General features: G+C 71.1%; 10 protein-coding genes. 3 read left to right on the top strand and 7 right to left on the bottom strand.

Features of this window, described 5'->3' with window-relative positions; translation table 11 throughout:
• Positions 1 to 71 precede the first annotated feature (71 nt).
• Positions 72 to 2573, bottom strand: coding sequence for a murein biosynthesis integral membrane protein MurJ (murJ, locus tag D7318_RS04730; RefSeq protein WP_120695549.1), 2502 nt, complete (start codon positions 2571 to 2573; stop codon positions 72 to 74).
• A 52-nt stretch (positions 2574 to 2625) separates the two neighbouring features.
• Positions 2626 to 4878, bottom strand: coding sequence for a DUF6049 family protein (locus tag D7318_RS04725; RefSeq protein ID WP_230423353.1), 2253 nt, complete (start codon positions 4876 to 4878; stop codon positions 2626 to 2628).
• A gap of 228 nt (positions 4879 to 5106) precedes the next feature.
• Between D7318_RS04725 and D7318_RS04720 the strand changes: the two genes are divergently transcribed.
• On the top strand, positions 5107 to 6558 hold the full coding sequence (locus D7318_RS04720; RefSeq protein ID WP_120695547.1) for a CCA tRNA nucleotidyltransferase: 1452 nt from the start codon (positions 5107 to 5109) through the stop codon (positions 6556 to 6558).
• A 12-nt stretch (positions 6559 to 6570) separates the two neighbouring features.
• On the opposite strand, the gene D7318_RS04715 is transcribed toward D7318_RS04720, so the two are convergent.
• From D7318_RS04715 to D7318_RS04705, 3 genes are read right to left on the bottom strand one after another with little or no spacing between them, the layout of a single operon-like run.
• Entirely contained in the window at positions 6571 to 7932 is a 1362-nt protein-coding gene (locus tag D7318_RS04715) for an MFS transporter (RefSeq protein ID WP_230423352.1), read from the bottom strand.
• A complete protein-coding gene (locus D7318_RS04710) occupies positions 7922 to 9418 on the bottom strand; it encodes a glycosyltransferase family 87 protein (protein ID WP_120695545.1) in 1497 nt (498 codons plus the stop codon). Before D7318_RS04710 ends, D7318_RS04715 begins: the two co-directional genes overlap by 11 nt.
• A gap of 47 nt (positions 9419 to 9465) precedes the next feature.
• Complete coding sequence (locus D7318_RS04705) at positions 9466 to 12156, bottom strand: transglycosylase domain-containing protein (protein WP_120695544.1); 2691 nt, start codon at positions 12154 to 12156, stop codon at positions 9466 to 9468.
• Positions 12157 to 12546: 390 nt separating this feature from the next.
• Here D7318_RS04705 and D7318_RS04700 point away from each other — a divergent pair, with 390 nt between their 5' ends.
• Both D7318_RS04700 and D7318_RS04695 read left to right on the top strand, forming a co-directional pair.
• Positions 12547 to 13185, top strand: coding sequence for a PadR family transcriptional regulator (locus D7318_RS04700; RefSeq protein ID WP_120695543.1), 639 nt, complete (start codon positions 12547 to 12549; stop codon positions 13183 to 13185).
• Positions 13186 to 13262: 77 nt separating this feature from the next.
• Positions 13263 to 14345: an inositol-3-phosphate synthase gene (locus tag D7318_RS04695; protein WP_120695542.1), complete on the top strand. Its 1083-nt coding sequence runs from the start codon at positions 13263 to 13265 to the stop codon at positions 14343 to 14345.
• 144 nt (positions 14346 to 14489) lie between these two features.
• On the opposite strand, the gene D7318_RS04690 is transcribed toward D7318_RS04695, so the two are convergent.
• The gene (locus D7318_RS04690; protein WP_120695541.1) at positions 14490 to 15521 is read right to left on the bottom strand and encodes an alanine racemase; all 1032 of its coding nucleotides are present in this window, start codon (positions 15519 to 15521) and stop codon (positions 14490 to 14492) included.
• A 49-nt stretch (positions 15522 to 15570) separates the two neighbouring features.
• Positions 15571 to 16689, bottom strand: a complete 1119-nt coding sequence (locus D7318_RS04685; protein WP_120695540.1) for a lipid II:glycine glycyltransferase FemX — start codon at positions 16687 to 16689, stop codon at positions 15571 to 15573.
• Positions 16690 to 16785 lie beyond the last annotated feature (96 nt).

The following is a 16785-nucleotide window of genomic DNA, read 5'->3' as shown; positions in this document are numbered from 1 at the left end:
TTGTACGGCGTGTGGCGCGACGGTGTCGGGTGCGCGCGCGTCATGGGTCGATTCCCGGCCAGGGGCGGATCTCAGCGTCCGAGGCGCGCCCTGACCATGCCGACGAGCGCGGTGAGCTCCTCGACGCGCATCCTGCGAGCGGCCACGTAGAACACCGCGAGCAGCAGCAGGCCGCCGACGGCGAGCGCGGCCACCGAGCCGATCGCGCCCTCCCCCAGGGCCCGCAGGACGAGGAAGCCCGTCCCGCCGCCGATCACCGCGGCGGGGATGCTCGCCCCGGCCAGCCTGATGTAGGTCCGCACGACGCGGGCGCCGTCCAGGTCGACCCGCATCCGGCCCTTGAGTCGCCGCCACGCGACGCGGACGCCCACGGCGTAGGCGACGCCGTAGCCGAACGCGATGCCCGCGACGACCCAGCGCTCGGGCAGCAGCACGAAGCTGAGCGCGGAGAGCAGGATCCAGGTGGCCGAGACGATCACCGTGTTGTAGAAGGGCGTGCGGGTGTCCTCGTAGGCGTAGAACGCGCGCAGCACGACGTACTGCGCGGAGTACGGGATCAGGCCGACGCCGAACGCCATGAGGACGTAGCCGAACGAACGGGCGCCGCTCTCGCCCGCCGTGCCGAACAGCAGGGTGCACATCGGCACGCCCAGGGCCACGAAGGCGAAGGCGATGGGCACGATCGCGACGGCCGATGTGCGCAGCCCGTGCGAGAGGTCGTCGCGCACGGCCGCGGTGTCGCCGTCGGCGGCGGAGCGGGAGAGCCGGGGGAGCAGCGCCGCCATGAGCGAGACGGTGATGATGGCCTGCGGCATCTGCCAGATCAGCAGGGCGCTGCTGTAGGCGATGAAGCCGGCGCCGCTGTGGCCGTCCTCCAGGGCGTTGGCCCCGGCCCAGGTGGCGATCTGGGTGACGACGATCAGGCCGACCTGGTTGGCCAGGACGAAGAGCACGGTCCACTTGGCCATGGTGGCGGCCTTGCCGAGGCCCTTGCCGCGCCAGTCGAAGCGGAGCCTGACGCGGAAGCCCGCGGCGCGCAGATAGGGAAGCAGGGCGACGGCCTGGACCACCAGGCCGAGCAGGGTGCCGGCGCCGAGCAGGCGCAGCCCCTCGTCGCTGATGGTGGTGACGCCCATCCCCGAGGTGGCCTGGGTGCCGTAGACCCACAGGAACATGCCGAAGGTGAAGATGACGACAATGTTGTTGAGGACCGGGGTCCACATCATCGGGCCGAAGCTGCCGCGGGCGTTGAGGATCTGGCCGAGCACCACATGGACGCCCATGAAGAAGATGGTCGGCAGGAAGTAGCGGGTGAAGGTCACGGTGACCTCGTTGGCCGCCGGGTCGTCCGCGAACGTCGGGGACATCAGGCGGACCAGGAGGGGCGCGGCGAGCACGGCGGCGACGACGAGCGCGCCGAGCAGGACCATGACCAGGGTCAGCAGACGGTTGGCGTAGGCCTCGCCGCCGTCGCTGTCGTTCTTCATGGCCCGGACGAGTTGGGGCACGAAAACGGAGTTCAGGCCGCCGCCGATGATCAGGATGTAGATCATGTTGGGGAGGTTCCAGGCGACGGTGTAGCTGTCGCCGAGGACGGCGGCGCCCAGCGCGGCCACCAGGACCAGCTGGCGGACGAAGCCGGTGACGCGGGAGACCAGGGTGCCGGCGGCCATTATGGCGCTGGACTTCAGCAGCCCCGCGGCCTTGCTCGTCTTGCCCGATGGGGCGGCGGCCTGAGGCTCGGGGCGCGCGGCGGGTCCCGGCTCCGGCGTCTGCCTCGGCGGCTGGTCGCCGCCCCCGGCCGGGGGCTGACCCGGGCCGGCCTGCTGGTCGCGGAAGAGGTGGGCGAAGGCGTCGTCGGGGCCGGGTCTCTGGCCCTGGGGCCCCGAACCCGCCGTCTCGCCCGCCCGGTTCATCAGGCCGTCGATGCCGGTGAACTCGGTGGTCGCGGCGCGGTCCCCGTGCGGCAGATGGCGCGAAAGGGCGTCCGGCTCGGGCGCGGGCGTGGGCGCCCAGCGCTGCGCGTCGGGGGCGTGCGGCCCTGGCGGCGGCTGCTGGTAGAGGCCCTGGGGGTCGGGAACGCCGCTGGCGGGCGGTGGTGGGTGCGCGGCGCGGTCGTAGAGGGCGTCGCCGACCGGGTCCTGTGCGAGGGGGTCACGCCCGGCGTACGGGTCGTGGTGGTAGCTGTCGGCGAGGTAGGGGTCGTCGGGGCCCTGGTAGCCCGCCGAGTCGTAGGCGCCGGGGTCATAGGCCGGCGGGTGGTACTCCGGCGGTCCGGCGTAGCCCTGGCCTCCCGCGGGCGGGCCTGGGTGGCCGGGGCCGTAGCCGGGCGGGGGGTAGGGCTGGCCCGGGTAGCCGCCGGGGGCCTGGCCGTGCGCGGGGCCATAGGGGTCGGGCGCCCCGGGGTCGTGGCCGCCGGGCTCGTACGGGTACGGCTGCTGACCGGCGTACGGGTCGTAGCCGGGGGGGTAAGGGCCCTGCTGCTCGGGATGCCCGTGCTGGTCCCCCTGCCAACCGGATTGGTCGCCACCACCCGGCGCCCGGCCGCGTTCACGGTCGTACGGCGCTTCCATCGCTACAACCCCACCTTATGTACGGGCCGGCGGTGCCCCTCCGGCTGGCGGCTCACTCGTCGGGGTCCAGCCTCTCACTCCCCGAGGGGGTGCCGTGGGTGTCGCCGCCGGTGTCGGAAGCCCTCTCACCCACCAAGGCGTCCGCCTTCTCGCCCGGCTCGGCGCCCTGCCTGGCGGCCCTCTTGCGCTGGGTGTACATGCGGATCCCGGCGAGGACGACCAGCAGCAGGCCGCCGGCGATCACCATCATGACGGCCGAGGTGATCGAGGTGACGTCCGCCCTGAAGTGCATGGGCTCGCCGAAGGGCTTGCCGTCGGCGGTGTAGAGCTGGGCCTCGAGGAACGTGATGCCGTTGGCGCGGGCGTCGGCCGAGAACTTCACCGACTGGCTGTGTCCCCCGCTGACGACGATCTCCTGTGGATCGCTGACCTCGAGGCCGAGCGTCCGGCTGGACTTGAGGTGCAGCGTGAGGCCCTCGACGTCCTGCACCAGGTTGTTCTGCACGGTGACCGGGATGGTGGCGCTGCGTCCTGAGAGGGTGATCTCCGACTTCTGGATCAGGTGCACTCGTTCGGTGAGAGCGACCAGGCCGTCCTGGACGGCCGTGCGGTACTCGGCGGCGTCGGCCGCGAGGCCGCGCCACGACGTGGACATCTCGCGGCGGATCGCGTTCCCGAAGGGGGTCACCACGCGGTCGTCCTGGGTCAGGATCACCTGGAAGTCGTCCAGCGTCCGCTGGGTCTCGCGCATCGACTGGAACGCGCTGGTGGGCATCTCCTGCTCGCGCAGGTCCTGGGGGTAGGCGTCGGCGTCAGGGACGCGCTGGTTCGCCGCGGGGTCGGGCTCGGCGGCGGCGGTCTCGGAGAGCTGGGCGAAGTCGATCCAGCCGCCCTCGTCCCTGAGCGCGGTCACGGCCTGGGCCATCGCCCGCGCCTGGTCGGCGGTGGGCATCCGCTGGGGGGCCAGCAGGAGGTCGCGCTCGGCGGGGGCGTCCTGCCGGGCGATCGCGTAGGTCTGCGCCAGCAGCTGCTGCTGGGCCAGCGACGCGTCCTTGGTGCGGGACATGTCGCCCTCGAAGAGGGTGGACAGCCGGGCGTCGGCGACGAGCGCCGTCGTGCCGCCGCCGATGGGGCGGACGGCCCCTGGCGTGTAGGACAGGGAGTCGCCGGGGCGGAGGCTGTCGCTGCGGGCGATGACGTGGTGGGCGCCGGCCGAGGTGGCCACCGACACGATGGACGGGTCGATCGCCCCCTCGACGGGCCACGCGAAGTCGGTGGTGGGCGGCTCGTTCAGGATGGTCTCCACGGTCATGCCCGCGGTCTCGGTGGCCGTCGCCAGCTGGCCGAGCGCGCCGGGGACATCCTTGCCGTGGTGGGCCAGCGACGCCAGGTCGGGGTCGCCGAAGGGGAGGGCGACCACCTCGTTACCGCGCACCGCCTCCTGGAGCTTGGCGAGCCACGCCCTGGCGACGTCCTGGTCCTGCCCGTTGACCAGCTCGTCGCCCTCGTAGACCTGGTACTCCTCGGTCATGGCGTCCACCGAAGCCAACAGGTCGGGGTCGACGACCCAGGTGACCGGGAGGTCGGCGCCGAGCGTCACGAGCTGGTCGAGCCGGCCGCCGGGGGAGATCTCGGTGAGCAGGGTGTCGTCCTGGAACGCGGGCGTCTGCTCCTCGTCCGCGCCCGTCTGCGCGGTCAGATGCGTCGTGGAGATCAGCGGCCACAGCACCGTCAGGCGCGTCGCGGGGCCGTCCACGCCGCCTCCCGCCGGCTGCCACGGCAGGACGGTCCTGCCCATGCCGAGCACCTGGTCCCAGCGGGCGTCCTCGCGCTGGCCGGTGAGGCCGACGGCCAGCTGGTAGACGCCGTCGGCGCCGAGCGCCAGCTCGGAGACCGGCACCTCGAGCGAGAAGGTGCGGGACATGCCGGGGTCGATCGTGCCGATGTCCTGGCCGTGGCCGCGCACTATCTCGCCGTCGGCGGCCTGGTCCCAGCCGGTGCGGGCCAGGGACTCGTCGATGGCGGTGCGCCCCGGCAGCGGGACGCCGCGGCGGGCGTCCACCGAGCCGTCGACGATGGGGGAGCCGCCCTTGTTGGTGACGGTGCCGCGCAGCACGACGGTGTCGTCCTCGCCTGGCACGGTGGGGTCGATCTCGGTGATGGAGACGGCCGCGGAGCGGCTGCCGGTCCCCGCGTCCTCGCCGGGGGCGGCCGCAGCCCCGCCCTGGGGCGCCGCGGTCGCCTGCGTCGGTACCAGCCCGGTGAGCAGGGGGAAGCCCATGACCACGGCAAGCAGAGGACCCACCCGCCGCCCGTGGCGGCGGGATGCCACCCGTCCCCGGATCCCGGACACTGCCACGCCTCGCCCCGTTCCCTCGTCCTCAACCCGCCTTCATGGTAACGATGATCGCTCTGTCCCCGTGCCGGGGACCGGGCGCCCCCGGGGGAACCCCCGGCCCCCCTGTGGCACGTACGCTGTGCTGTTGTGCCGAACGACAGGAAAGACACTCAGCCTCGCCAGCCCGCCACCGATGTGAGCCGGGTCCAACGGCAGGCCGTGGGGGAGTTGCTGCGGGTCTCCCCCATCGCCGACGACCTCGCCCGACGCTTCGAGCACGCGGGATTCTCCCTCGCCCTGGTCGGCGGCTCCGTGCGGGACGCGCTCCTGGGGCGCCTGGGCAATGACCTGGACTTCACCACGGACGCCAGGCCCGAGGACATCCTGCGGATCGTCCGGCCCTGGGCGGACGCCGTGTGGGACGTCGGCATCGCGTTCGGCACCGTCGGCTGTCTCAAGGCCGCACCCGCGGAGGTGGGCAGCGCGACGGGCGCCAAGGACTACCAGCTGGAGATCACCACCTACCGCTCCGAGGCGTACGACCGCAGCTCGCGCAAGCCCGACGTGAGGTATGGCGACTCGCTCGAGGACGACCTGCGCCGCCGTGACTTCACGGTGAACGCGATGGCCGTCGCGCTCCCCCGGCGCGAGTTCGTCGATCCCCATCAGGGGCTCGAGGACCTCGGGCGGCGGGTGCTGCGCACGCCCGGCACCCCCGAGGAGTCCTTCTCCGACGACCCGCTGCGCATGATGCGCGCCGCGCGCTTCACCGCCCAGCTCGACTTCTCGGTGGCCGAGCCGGTCCGGAAGGCCATGGTGGACATGGCCGACCGGATCGAGATCGTCTCCGCCGAGCGCGTTCGGGACGAGCTGAACAAGCTGCTCCTCGGCGACCACCCTCGCAAGGGGATCTCGCTGCTGGTCGAGACGGGCCTGGCGGACCGCGTGCTGCCCGAGGTCCCGGCGCTGCGGCTGGAGCGGGACGAGCACCACCGGCACAAGGACGTGTACGAGCACAGCATCACGGTGCTGGAGCAGGCGATCGACCTCGAGGAGGGCGGCGAGCGGGACCTGATCCTGCGGCTGGCCGCCCTGCTGCACGACATCGGCAAGCCGAGGACGCGGCGGTTCGAGGACGACGGCCGGGTCTCCTTCCACCACCACGAGGTGGTGGGCGCCAAGATGACCAAGCAGCGGCTGAGCAAGCTGAAGTACCCCAACGAGATCATCAAGGATGTGTCGCGGCTCGTCGAACTGCATCTCCGCTTCCACGGCTATGGCACCGGCGAGTGGACCGACTCCGCCGTGCGTCGCTATGTCCGTGACGCGGGCTCTCTGCTGGGGCGGCTGCACAAGCTCACCCGCTCCGACTGCACCACGCGGAACAAGCGGAAGGCGCAGGCGCTGTCCCGGGCGTACGACAGCCTGGAGGAGCGGATCGAGCGGCTCAAGGAGCAGGAGGAGCTGGACGCCATCCGCCCGGATCTCAACGGCAACGAGATCATGGAGATCCTGGGCATCGGCCCCGGCCCCGAGATCGGCAAGGCATACCGCTACCTCCTCGAGCTCCGTCTGGAAGAGGGCCCCCAGGACCGCGACACCGCCGCCGCCGCCCTCAAGGAGTGGTGGTCCCGTCAGGGGCGATGATCTTCCTCCGTTTCACGTGAAACATCGCCCGGCGCGGACTTCGGGTGCCGTGCCTCGCCGGAGGCGGTGTATCGCCGCGGCTGTGAGGGCGTAGAGGGCGGCGATGATGAGGAGGAGGGGGGCCGACCTGCCGTCGGGGGGCAGTATCAGCGCCGCGAGTCCGGCGGCGCTGACGAAGGCCACGTTGAACAGCATGTCGTAGAGCGCGAAGACGCGTCCCCGGAAGGCGTCGTCCACGGATGACTGCACCACGGTGTCGGTCACGATCTTCGACCCCTGGGTGACCAGGCCGAGCAGGAACGCCGCGACCATCACCGGCACCGGCTCGAACGACAGGCCAAGCGCGGGCACCAGCGGGGCCGCCAGCGCGGCGCAGGCGGTGAACCAGCCCAGCGGGGTGAGCCGGGCCACCGTCCAGGGGCTGATGACCGCCGCGACGAAGAAGCCCGCTCCCGAGACGCCGATGGCCACGCCCAGCCAGGCGAGCCCGTCCTCGTTGTCCGAGCCGCCCCAGGCGTGGCGGCAGAGCATCAGCACCGTCACCAGCAGGGCGCCGTAGCAGAAGCGCATCATCGCGAGCCCGCCGAGCGTCCAGGCCGCCGTTCGGCGCTCGCCAAGGTGGTGGAAGCCCGCCACCAGACCCCGGACCGTGCTGGCGATCGCCTCGCCGAGCCGGGGCACCACCGCGTCCTCGTCGGGGCCGAGCATGCCGCGGTCCATCGGAAGGGCGGAGAGCCCCGCCAGCAGATAGAGGAGGGCGGCGAGGCCGAGCGCCACCGCGTTCTCCGCGCCCTGTGAGGTCGCGAGGAGTTGGACGACGAACGCCGCTCCCCCGCCCAGGGTGGCCGCGAGGGTGCCCGCGGTGGGGGAGAGCGCGTTCGCCACGACGAGCCGCTCCCGGTCCACGACGCGGGGCAGCCCGGCGGAGAGCCCGGCGAGGATGAAGCGGTTGACCGCGGTCACCGAGAGCGCGGAGAGATAGAAGAGCCAGTCGGGCACGTCGGCCACGACGAGGAGGCACGTTCCGGCGGCGAGGACGCTCCGCAGGGCGTTGCCATGGAGCAGGACCTGGCGGCGGCGCCAGCGGTCGAGGAGGACGCCGGCGAACGGGCCGAGCAGGGAGTAGGGGAGAAGGAGCACGGCCATGGCCGCGGCGATGTCGGTGGCCGAGGTCTGCTGCTCCGGGGAGAAGACCACATAGGTGGCCAGCCCTACCTGGAAGACACCATCCGTGAACTGGGAGAGCAGGCGGACGGTGAGCAGCTTGCGGAAGCCGGGGAAGCGGAGCAGGGTCCGTAGATCGCCGACGACCGAACTGCGCGGGGGCGTGGCGTCGGATGGGGGTGCCTCAGGGGTGGGCGTCTCACGTTTCACGTGAAACATCATCCGGTGGCGTCGGCAGCGTGCCGCCGGGGAGTCCCCAGTCGACGAACGCGGTGGCCGTCGGCTGCGGGGTCTGCGCGCGGCGGCGCAGGGTGAAGACATCGGGGGCGCCATCCAGTACGCCGCCCCCGGGGTCGTCGGAGCCGTCGCGCCGGACGGGGTCGTACTCGGGGCGCAGCACATCGCGGATGACCACGCAGCAGAGATAGAAGGTCCCCAACAGGTGAAGGATGATGGCCAGTTGGTATCCGCCGGTGGGGAGGCCCTGCTGGTTCTCGCTGTTGAGGAACGCCAGATACATCCAGATGCCCAGGAAGTAGAGCACCTCGCAGCACTGCCAGACGAGGAAGTCGCGCCAGCGGGGGCGGGCGAGGACGGCCAGCGGGATCAGCCAGAGCACATACTGCGGGGAGTAGACCTTGTTGGTGAGGATGAACAGCGCGACCACGAGAAAGGCGAGCTGGGCCAGCCGGGGGCGGCGCGGGGCGGCGAAGCCGAGCAGGGCGATCCCGGCGCAGCCGAGGACCACCAGGCCCGTGGCGTAGGTGTTGACCGACTCGAGCTGCGCGTCGGTGCGCTGGGCGATGATCAGCCAGAGGGAGCCGAAGTCGACCGGGCGTTCCTCGCTGAAGGTGTAGAACTTCGCCCATCCCTCCCGCGCCGCGATCAGCACGGGGAGGTTGACCGCGAGCCACGCGATGACGGCGCCCGCCGTGGCGGTGAGGAACGCGCGCCACCGCCCGGCCCGCCAGCACAGCACGAGCAGGGGGCCGAGCAGGAGGACGGGGTAGAGCTTGGCCGCGGTGGCCAGGCCCAGCAGGATGCCCGCGCCGAACGAGCGGCCGCGGGACCAGAACAGCAGCGCGGCGCAGGTGAGGGCACCGGCGAGCAGGTCCCAGTTGATGGTGGCCGTCAGGGCCAGCGCCGGGGCGAGGGCGACCAGGAGGCCGTCCCAGGGGCGATGGCGGTGGATGCGGGTGACGCAGACGGCGATGATCACCGCGCAGATCATGAGGAGCGCGGCGTTGACCAGCCAGTAGATCTGGGCGGGGCTGGGGTCGGTGGTGCCGCCCGGGGTGAGCCAGGCGGCGACCTCCATGAAGAGACCGGTGAGCACCGGGTATTCGAGGTACTCCATCCCGCCGGACACCTCGGCGGGGATGCGGTCGAAGTAGGGGACGAGTCCGTCGGCGAAGCCGCGGCCCTCGTAGAGGTGGGGGATGTCCGAGTAACACGCGTGGGTGTACTGGGCGGCCGGGCCCCGGAACCAGCCGCTCTCGTAGCAGGACACCTTCTGGGCCATGCCCAGGGCGAACATCCCGATCATCACCAGGGCGATGACCCGCGCCGGCGACCACCAGGGGTGGCCCGAGGCGGCCCGGCGCCCGGCGGGGCCGCCGATCAGCTCGCTGCCGGCGGCGGCCACTTCGTCCTGGGCGGTGGGCCGTACGGCCGCTCGCGGAGGGGGATGCGCCATGGGAACATCCTGCCGCACGGGCCCACCGCCGGGGCCTCAGGGCGCGGCTAGAACGCCCAGGCGGTGTCCCCCTCGGGGTCGCCCTGCTCGCCGTCCGCGCCCTCGGGATCGCCGGGCTCACCCGTGGTTCCCTGGGGATTGCCCGGATCGGGGTCGCCGCCCTGCGGGTCGCCGTTCTGTCCGCCCGGGTCCTCGCACATAGGGTCAAGCGGCGAGCAGGGATCGGTCGGGTCGTCGGTCGGGTCCTCGGAGGGCGGCGGCGAGCTCTCGGTCGGCTCCTCGGTCGGCTCCTCGGTCTCCGGGGCCTCGGGCTCCTCGGTCTCCACCGGCGGCGGGGGCGGGCTCTCGGCGCCGCCACCCCAGATGGTCTCGCCGAGCGAGCCGGGCGGGTCGGGGAACTCCTCGACCGACTCGCCTTCCAGGGCCGCCTCCATGAAGGCGATCCATGCCTCGAGGGGCAGGGAGCTACCGTTGATCCGCTCCGAGCCCGCCGTGTTGAACATGGAGAGGAAGCCCATCTCCTCGTCGCCGACCAGCTCCTCCTCGGAGTCGGCCGAGCGCCACATGCCGATGGCGGTGGACAGCTGGGGGGTGTAGCCGACGAACCACGCGCTCTTGTTGTCGTCGGTGGTACCGGTCTTGCCGGCCACGGGGCGCTCCAGGACCTGGGCGTCCTGGCCGCTGCCCTCGTCGCCCTCGACCACCTCGGTCAGCACGTCGGTGACGGTGTCCGCCACCGAGGATTCGAACGCCTGTGTGGTCTCGCTCTCGTGCTCCCAGGGGAGGCTCTCCTTGGCGCCCTCGACCCGGGTGACCGAGTAGGGCTCGGCCTGCTCGCCGCTCGCGGCGAAGGTGGCGTAGGCGGAGGCCATCCGGATCGGGCCGGGGTTGGAGACGCCGAGCGCGAAGGCGGGCACGGTGTCGTTGGCCGGGCCGAGGCTGTCCTCGTGCAGGCCGGCGTCCATGGCCGCCTGGGCGACCGTCGCAGGGCCGACGTCCATGCCGAGCTGCACGAAGGGCACGTTGGCCGAGACCTCCATGGCCTCCCGCAGCGTGATGTCGCCGTGGTCCCTCTGGAGGAAGTTCTCCTGGTGCCACTCCCCCTCGTCGCCCGAGCCCTCCTCCTCGATGACGACGGGATCGCCGTTGTAGTTGTTGATGCGCTGGCCGTTCTCGGAGTGGTACACGCTCTCGGGGGAGAGCTGCGTCCGCTCCTCGCGGTCCTGCTCGGCGTCGCCCTCGGGGTCGCGGACGCCGTCCCGCATCGCGGCCGCCAGCACGAACGGCTTGAAGGTGGAGCCCACCTGGGCGCGGGGGTTGTCGGCGTTGTTCAGGAAGTGCTCGGTGAAGTCCGCGCCGCCGTAGATGGCCCGGATCGCGCCGTCGCCCGGCTCCACCGCGGCCCCGCCGAACTGGACGTGCCGGTCCTCGGCGCGCTCCTCGGGGTCGATGTTCGCCTCGATGACGTCCGAGACGGCGGCCTCCATCTGGTCGACCATGGTCTCGTCGAACGTCGTGTGGATCTGGTACCCGCCCTTGGCCAGCTCCTCCTCGGTGAGGATCCCCTGGTTGATGACGTATGCCTCGGCCAGGTTGGTGAGGTAGCCGATCTGGCCCGCCATCTCCATGGCCGGGGTCGGGGGGTCGGGGGTGGGGAAGCCTTCGGCGATGATCGCCTCGTGGGCGTCGGGGGCGAGGGTCCCCGTCTCGACGCGGCGGTTGAGGACGTACTCCCAGCGCTCCGTCGCGCGCTGGACGTTCTCCTCGGTGACGATGTCGACCTCGCCGCTGCCGCCCTGGAACGGGTCGTGCAGCGCGGGCCCGTTGAGCAGCGTGGTCAGGAAGGCGCACTCGCTGTCGGTCAGCTCGCTCGCGTCCTTGCCGTAGTACGCCTGGGCGGCGGCCTGGATGCCGATGGCGCCGCGGCCGAAGTCGGAGGTGTTGAGGTAGCCCTCGAGGATCTCCTCCTTGTCGAACTGGGCCCCGACCTTGACCGAGAGCAGCAGCTCGCGCGCCTTGCGCTCCAGCGTCTGCTCCTGGGTCAGATACATGTTCTTGACGTACTGCTGGGTGATGGTCGAGCCCGACTGGGTGTCACCTCCCCTCGCCATGTTGAGCACGGCGCGGCCGATGCCCATCAGGTCGATGCCGGGGTCGTCGTAGAACGTCTCGTTCTCGGCGGCGATCACGGAGTTCTGCATTTCCATGGGGATGTCCGCCAGCCCGAGCTCCTGCCGGTTCACCCGGGACTCGCCCGAGACGACCATCCGCTCGCCGCTCGCCCAGTAGAAGACGTTCGACTGCTGGTTGGCGATGTCGGCCTGGTCGGGGATCTCCGTCATGGCGTAGGCCAGGCCGACGAGGCCGAGCATGAGGGCGAAGAAGGTGAGCACCGAGCCCAGCATCTGCCGCCACGACGGCAGCCAGCGGCGCACGCCTCGGTACCCCGACCGGGGGTAGTCGATGAAACGCTTCTTGCCCGCCGTCGTGTCCCGGCGGCGCCGTGCCGCCCTGCCGCCTTCCTCGGCCGCCGCCGAGGCACTCGCGGCCCGTCGGTGGCCTCCGCGCTGCGCGGCCCGTCGAGCCTCGGCGCGGCTGCCGTAGGGCCGGTCCGGCGTCGCTCCCGGTGGGCCCTCCGCGCCGGCGGGCGGCACCGGCGGCGGCGCGGCGCGATGGCCGGAGGACCCCGCGGCTCGGCGGCCCCGGGACTGCGGCTGCTTGCGACGGTGCTCGCTCATGGGACAGCTACTCCTCGGACAGACACAATCGCCTGGTGACGGAAGGGACTTCTGAATGACTCCGGTCCCCCGATGTGCGATCCGTCCACGCGTCCGGGCGCACCTCACCTAGAACGAGGACGCCGTTCGGCGTCCCAAGGTTCCCGGTCGCGGTCGTCTGCACGGGCCAAGACTACGCAGCCCTCAATAGCCATCCTTCGCCCCATGATTCACAATTGGTGCATTACGGCTCGGGCGAAGTGAAGATGTGACCCCCTTCACCGAACCCCCGCTTGCCCGGCCCGGCGGCCCGTTCTATCGTGGCGATGTATCGGACTGATACATCGGTCCAATGCATCGCGGCGGTATGGCGTCGCGGCGGCAGAGCAAAGGGACGGAGGTGGCTTCGGGATGAGCAGGCGCTCGGGTGTCCTGGAGTTCGCCGTCCTCGGCCTGCTGCGCGAGGCTCCCATGCACGGGTATGAGCTGCGCAAGCGGCTCAACAGCTCCCTGGGCGTCTTCAGGGCGTTCAGCTACGGCTCCCTCTACCCCTGCCTCAAGACCCTGGTCGCCCAGGGCTGGCTGGCCGAGGAGCAGGGCGGCGGCGGTGCCGACGATCCGCGCACCCCGCTGACCAACCGCCGGGCGAAGATCGTCTATCGGCTCACCGCCGAGGGCAAGGAGCGCTTCGAGGAGCTGCTGGGCCAGACCGGCCCCGACGCGTGGGAGGACGAGCACTTCGGCGTCCGCTTCGCGTTCTTCGGGCAGACCTCGCGCGATGTGCGGATGCGGGTGCTCGAGGGGCGCCGCAGCCGCCTCGAGGAGCGGCTCGCCAAGATGCGCGGCTCCATGGCCCGCACGCGCGAGAAGCTGGACGCCTACACCCTCGAACTCCAGCGCCACGGAATGGAGTCCGTGGAGCGCGAGGTCCGCTGGCTCAACGAGCTGATCGAGAGCGAGCGGGAGGGCAGGGACCGCGGGGAGCGCTCCGATCCCGAGGGCACACAAAAGCGCCACGGGGCCGATCCGTCCGACGGCATCACCACCTGATCACCTCAATCGATCACCCCAATTCACCCCGCGATGGTGCGGGGTCACGTCGAGAACACACACAGGGAGCAACCGGAATGGGTTCGGTTCGTGTAGCCATCGCCGGCGTGGGCAACTGCGCCGCATCGCTGGTACAGGGCGTCGAGTACTACAAGGACGCCGCCCCGGACAGCCGGGTTCCGGGTCTCATGCACGTCCAGTTCGGTGACTACCACGTCTCCGACATCGAGTTCGTGGCCGCGTTCGACGTCGACGCCAAGAAGGTCGGCATCGACCTGGCCGACGCGATCGGCGCGAGCGAGAACAACACCGTCAAGATCTGCGACGTGCCCCCCTCCGGCGTGACCGTCCAGCGCGGCGAGACCCACGACGGCCTCGGCAAGTACTACCGGGAGACCATCGTCGAGTCCGACGAGGACCCGGTGGATGTCGTCCAGGTCCTCAGGGACACCCGCGCCGACGTCCTCGTCTGCTACATGCCGGTGGGCTCGGAGGCGGCGGCGAAGTTCTACGCGCAGTGCGCCATCGACGCCGGGGTCGGCTTCGTCAACGCCCTCCCCGTCTTCATCGCGGGCACCAAGGAGTGGGCCGACAAGTTCACCGCGGCGGGCGTCCCGATCGTCGGCGACGACATCAAGTCCCAGGTGGGCGCGACGATCACGCACCGCGTGATGGCCAAGCTGTTCGAGGACCGCGGCGTCATCCTCGACCGCACCATGCAGCTGAACGTCGGCGGCAACATGGACTTCAAGAACATGCTGGAGCGCGACCGCCTGGAGTCCAAGAAGATCTCCAAGACCCAGGCCGTCACCTCCCAGATCCCCGACCGCGAGCTCGGCGAGAAGAACGTCCACATCGGCCCGTCCGACTACGTCGCCTGGCTTGACGACCGCAAGTGGGCCTATGTCCGCCTCGAGGGCCGCGCGTTCGGCGACGTGCCGCTCAACCTCGAGTACAAGCTGGAGGTCTGGGACTCGCCCAACTCCGCCGGCGTGATCATCGACGCCCTGCGCGCCGCCAAGATCGCCAAGGACCGCGGCATCGGCGGCCCGATCCTCTCCGCCTCGTCGTACTTCATGAAGTCCCCCCCCGTGCAGTACTTCGACGACGTCGCCCGCGACAACGTCGAGAAGTTCATCCGCGGCGAGGTCGAGCGCTGAGACCGCCTCCGGGCACGGCGCGCGCACTCCACGTACGACGCACAACTCCACACAGCACAGCGGCGGCAGCCCCGGTCCGGTCCCGGGGCTGCCGCCGTTCCATGATCTCCTGGCGGGGCCTCAGTGATGATCTCCTGGCAGGCCTCAGTGATCCACCAGGCGGTCCACCTGCGTCGTGGTGTGCCGCAGGATCGCCTTGAACTCGTCGCCCACCTTGGGCCCCTTGGACTCCGCGGGCACGAACAGGATCGACACCTGCATGTGCGGAGGCTCGGCGAACCAGCGCTGCTTGCCGTCCCAGACGAACGGCGAGAGGTTGCGGTTGACCGTGGCCAGGCTCGCCCGCGCCATCCCCTTGGCTCGCGACGTCATCCCGTGCAGCGCCTTGGGCGCCTCAAGGCCCACGCCGTGCGACGTGCCCCCGGCCACCACCGCCAACCAGCCGTCGCCCGGCGCCTTCTGCTGCCGGTACCCGAAGCGGTCGCCCTTGCCCACCGGCGTCACGTCGAGCACCGCGCCCCGGTACTCCGTCGCCCCGTGGTCCCCGAGCCACAGCCGCGTCCCGATCCGCGCCCTGAACGTCGTCTGCGGGAACTGCTGCCGCAGCCGCAGGAGTTGCTCCGACGTCAGATGGCTCACGAACATCGTGTCCAGCGGCAGCCGCGCCGCGCGCAGCCGGTCCATCCACTCGATGACCTCCTCCACCGCGTCCGTCCCGTCCGTGCGGTCGAGCGGCAGATGGATCGCGAACCCCTCGAGGCGCACGTCGTCGAGCGCGGCGTGCAGCTTTCCCAGGTCCTGCGGGGCGACGCCGTGGCGGCGCATCGAGCTCATCACCTCGACCACGACGCGCGAGCCCACGAGCCCGTAGACGCCGTCCACCGACGAGGCGGAGCGCACGACGCGGTCGGGCAGCGGAACGGGCTCCTCCGTGCGCCGGTACGGCGTCAGCACCAGGATGTCCCCGCTGAAGCGGTCCTTCATGGCCTGGGCCTCGTAGGTCGTGCCCACCGCCAGCATCTCCATGCCCAGCAGCGACACCTCCTCCGCCAGCCGGTCATGGCCGAAGCCGTAGCCGTTGCCCTTGCAGACGGGGACCAGTCCGGGGAAGTCGGCGACGATCGACCGCTGGTGCGCCCGCCAGCGGTCGGTGTCGACGTAAAGGGTGAGCGCCATGGCCGGGGAGAGCCTTTCTGTTGTGAACCCTGGTATGTCCGGAGGAGGGTCAGCGACGTGACATGTAAATGTCGAGCGCCTTGTGCAGCAGCTTGTTGAGCGGGAAGTCCCACTCGCCGAGATACTCTGCCGCCTCGCCGCCCGTTCCCACCTTGAACTGGATCAGGCCGAAGAGATGATCGGTCTCCTCCAGCGAGTCACCGATGCCCCGCAGGTCGTACACGTCCGCCTTGAGGGCGTGGGCGTCCTGGAGCATGCGCCACTGCATCGCGTTGGACGGGCGGACCTCGCGCTTGTGATTGGCGGAGGCACCGTACGAATACCACACATGGCCGCCCACGATCAGCATCGTCGCCGCGGCCACCGCCTCGCCCTCGTGCGTGGCGAAGTACAGGCGCATGCGGTCGGGGTCCTCCGCGTTCAGAACGCGCCACATCCGTTCGAAATACATGAGCGGACGCGGACGGAACTTGTCACGTTCCGCCGTGATCTCATACAGGCGCTGCCACTCCGGCAGATCGTCGAACCCCCCTCTCACCACCTCGACGCCGGCCTTCTCCGCCTTCTTGATGTTGCGCCGCCACAGCTGGTTGAAGCCCTTGTGGACCTCGTCGAGCGACCGGCCGCGCAGCGGGATCTGGAAGACGTAACGCGGCTGCACGTCGCCGAACCCGGCGCCCTCGTCCTCGCCCTGCTGCCAGCCCATGCGGCGCAGCCGGTCCGCGACCTCGAAGGCGCGCGGCTCGATGAACGTCGCCTCCACGTCGCGCAGCCGCTTGGCGTCCTGGCTCTGGATCCCGGCCTTGACCGCGGCGGCGTCCCACCGCCTGATCACGACGGGCGGGCCCATCTTCACGGAGAACGCGCCCTGCCGCTTGAGGTGGTCGAGCATCGGCTTGAGCCACTCGTCGAGGTTGGGCGCGTACCAGTTGATGACCGGGCCCTCTGGAAGGTACGCCAAGTAGCGCTTGAGCCGCGGCAGCTGACGGTAGAGCACCAGGCCCACGCCGACGAGCTGGTCCGTGCGGTCGAACCAGCCGAGCGACTCGGAGCGCCACTCCGCCTTGACGTCGCCCCAGGCAGGCACCTGCATATGGCTGGCCGATGGCAGCGAGCCGATGTACGCCACATGCTGCTCGCGACTGATGGTCCTCAGGGTCAGGCTCATTCGGGGGGCTCCTCCGGCATCCGTCGCGGGGTATGGCCGGAAGCCTAACGGCGCGGCCGGTCCCCCGGGACGCCGCGGTGCCGCCGCGGGCCGCGC

It is taken from the genome of Streptomyces radicis, assembly GCF_003626575.1.
Classification (GTDB): Bacteria; Actinomycetota; Actinomycetes; order Streptomycetales; family Streptomycetaceae; genus Streptomyces; species Streptomyces radicis.
Note: the sequence above shows the minus strand (reverse complement) of the source record. Positions and strands in the feature narration are given on the sequence as shown.

Coding starts and splice junctions, on each gene's coding strand:
- D7318_RS04695 (WP_120695542.1), top strand. CDS start 13,263: ATGGGTTCGGTTCGTGTAGCCATCGCCGGCGTGGGCAACTGCGCCGCA.
- D7318_RS04700 (WP_120695543.1), top strand. CDS start 12,547: ATGAGCAGGCGCTCGGGTGTCCTGGAGTTCGCCGTCCTCGGCCTGCTG.
- D7318_RS04705 (WP_120695544.1), bottom strand. CDS start 12,156: ATGAGCGAGCACCGTCGCAAGCAGCCGCAGTCCCGGGGCCGCCGAGCC.
- murJ (WP_120695549.1), bottom strand. CDS start 2,573: ATGGAAGCGCCGTACGACCGTGAACGCGGCCGGGCGCCGGGTGGTGGC.
- D7318_RS04710 (WP_120695545.1), bottom strand. CDS start 9,418: ATGGCGCATCCCCCTCCGCGAGCGGCCGTACGGCCCACCGCCCAGGAC.
- D7318_RS04685 (WP_120695540.1), bottom strand. CDS start 16,689: ATGAGCCTGACCCTGAGGACCATCAGTCGCGAGCAGCATGTGGCGTAC.
- D7318_RS04690 (WP_120695541.1), bottom strand. CDS start 15,521: ATGGCGCTCACCCTTTACGTCGACACCGACCGCTGGCGGGCGCACCAG.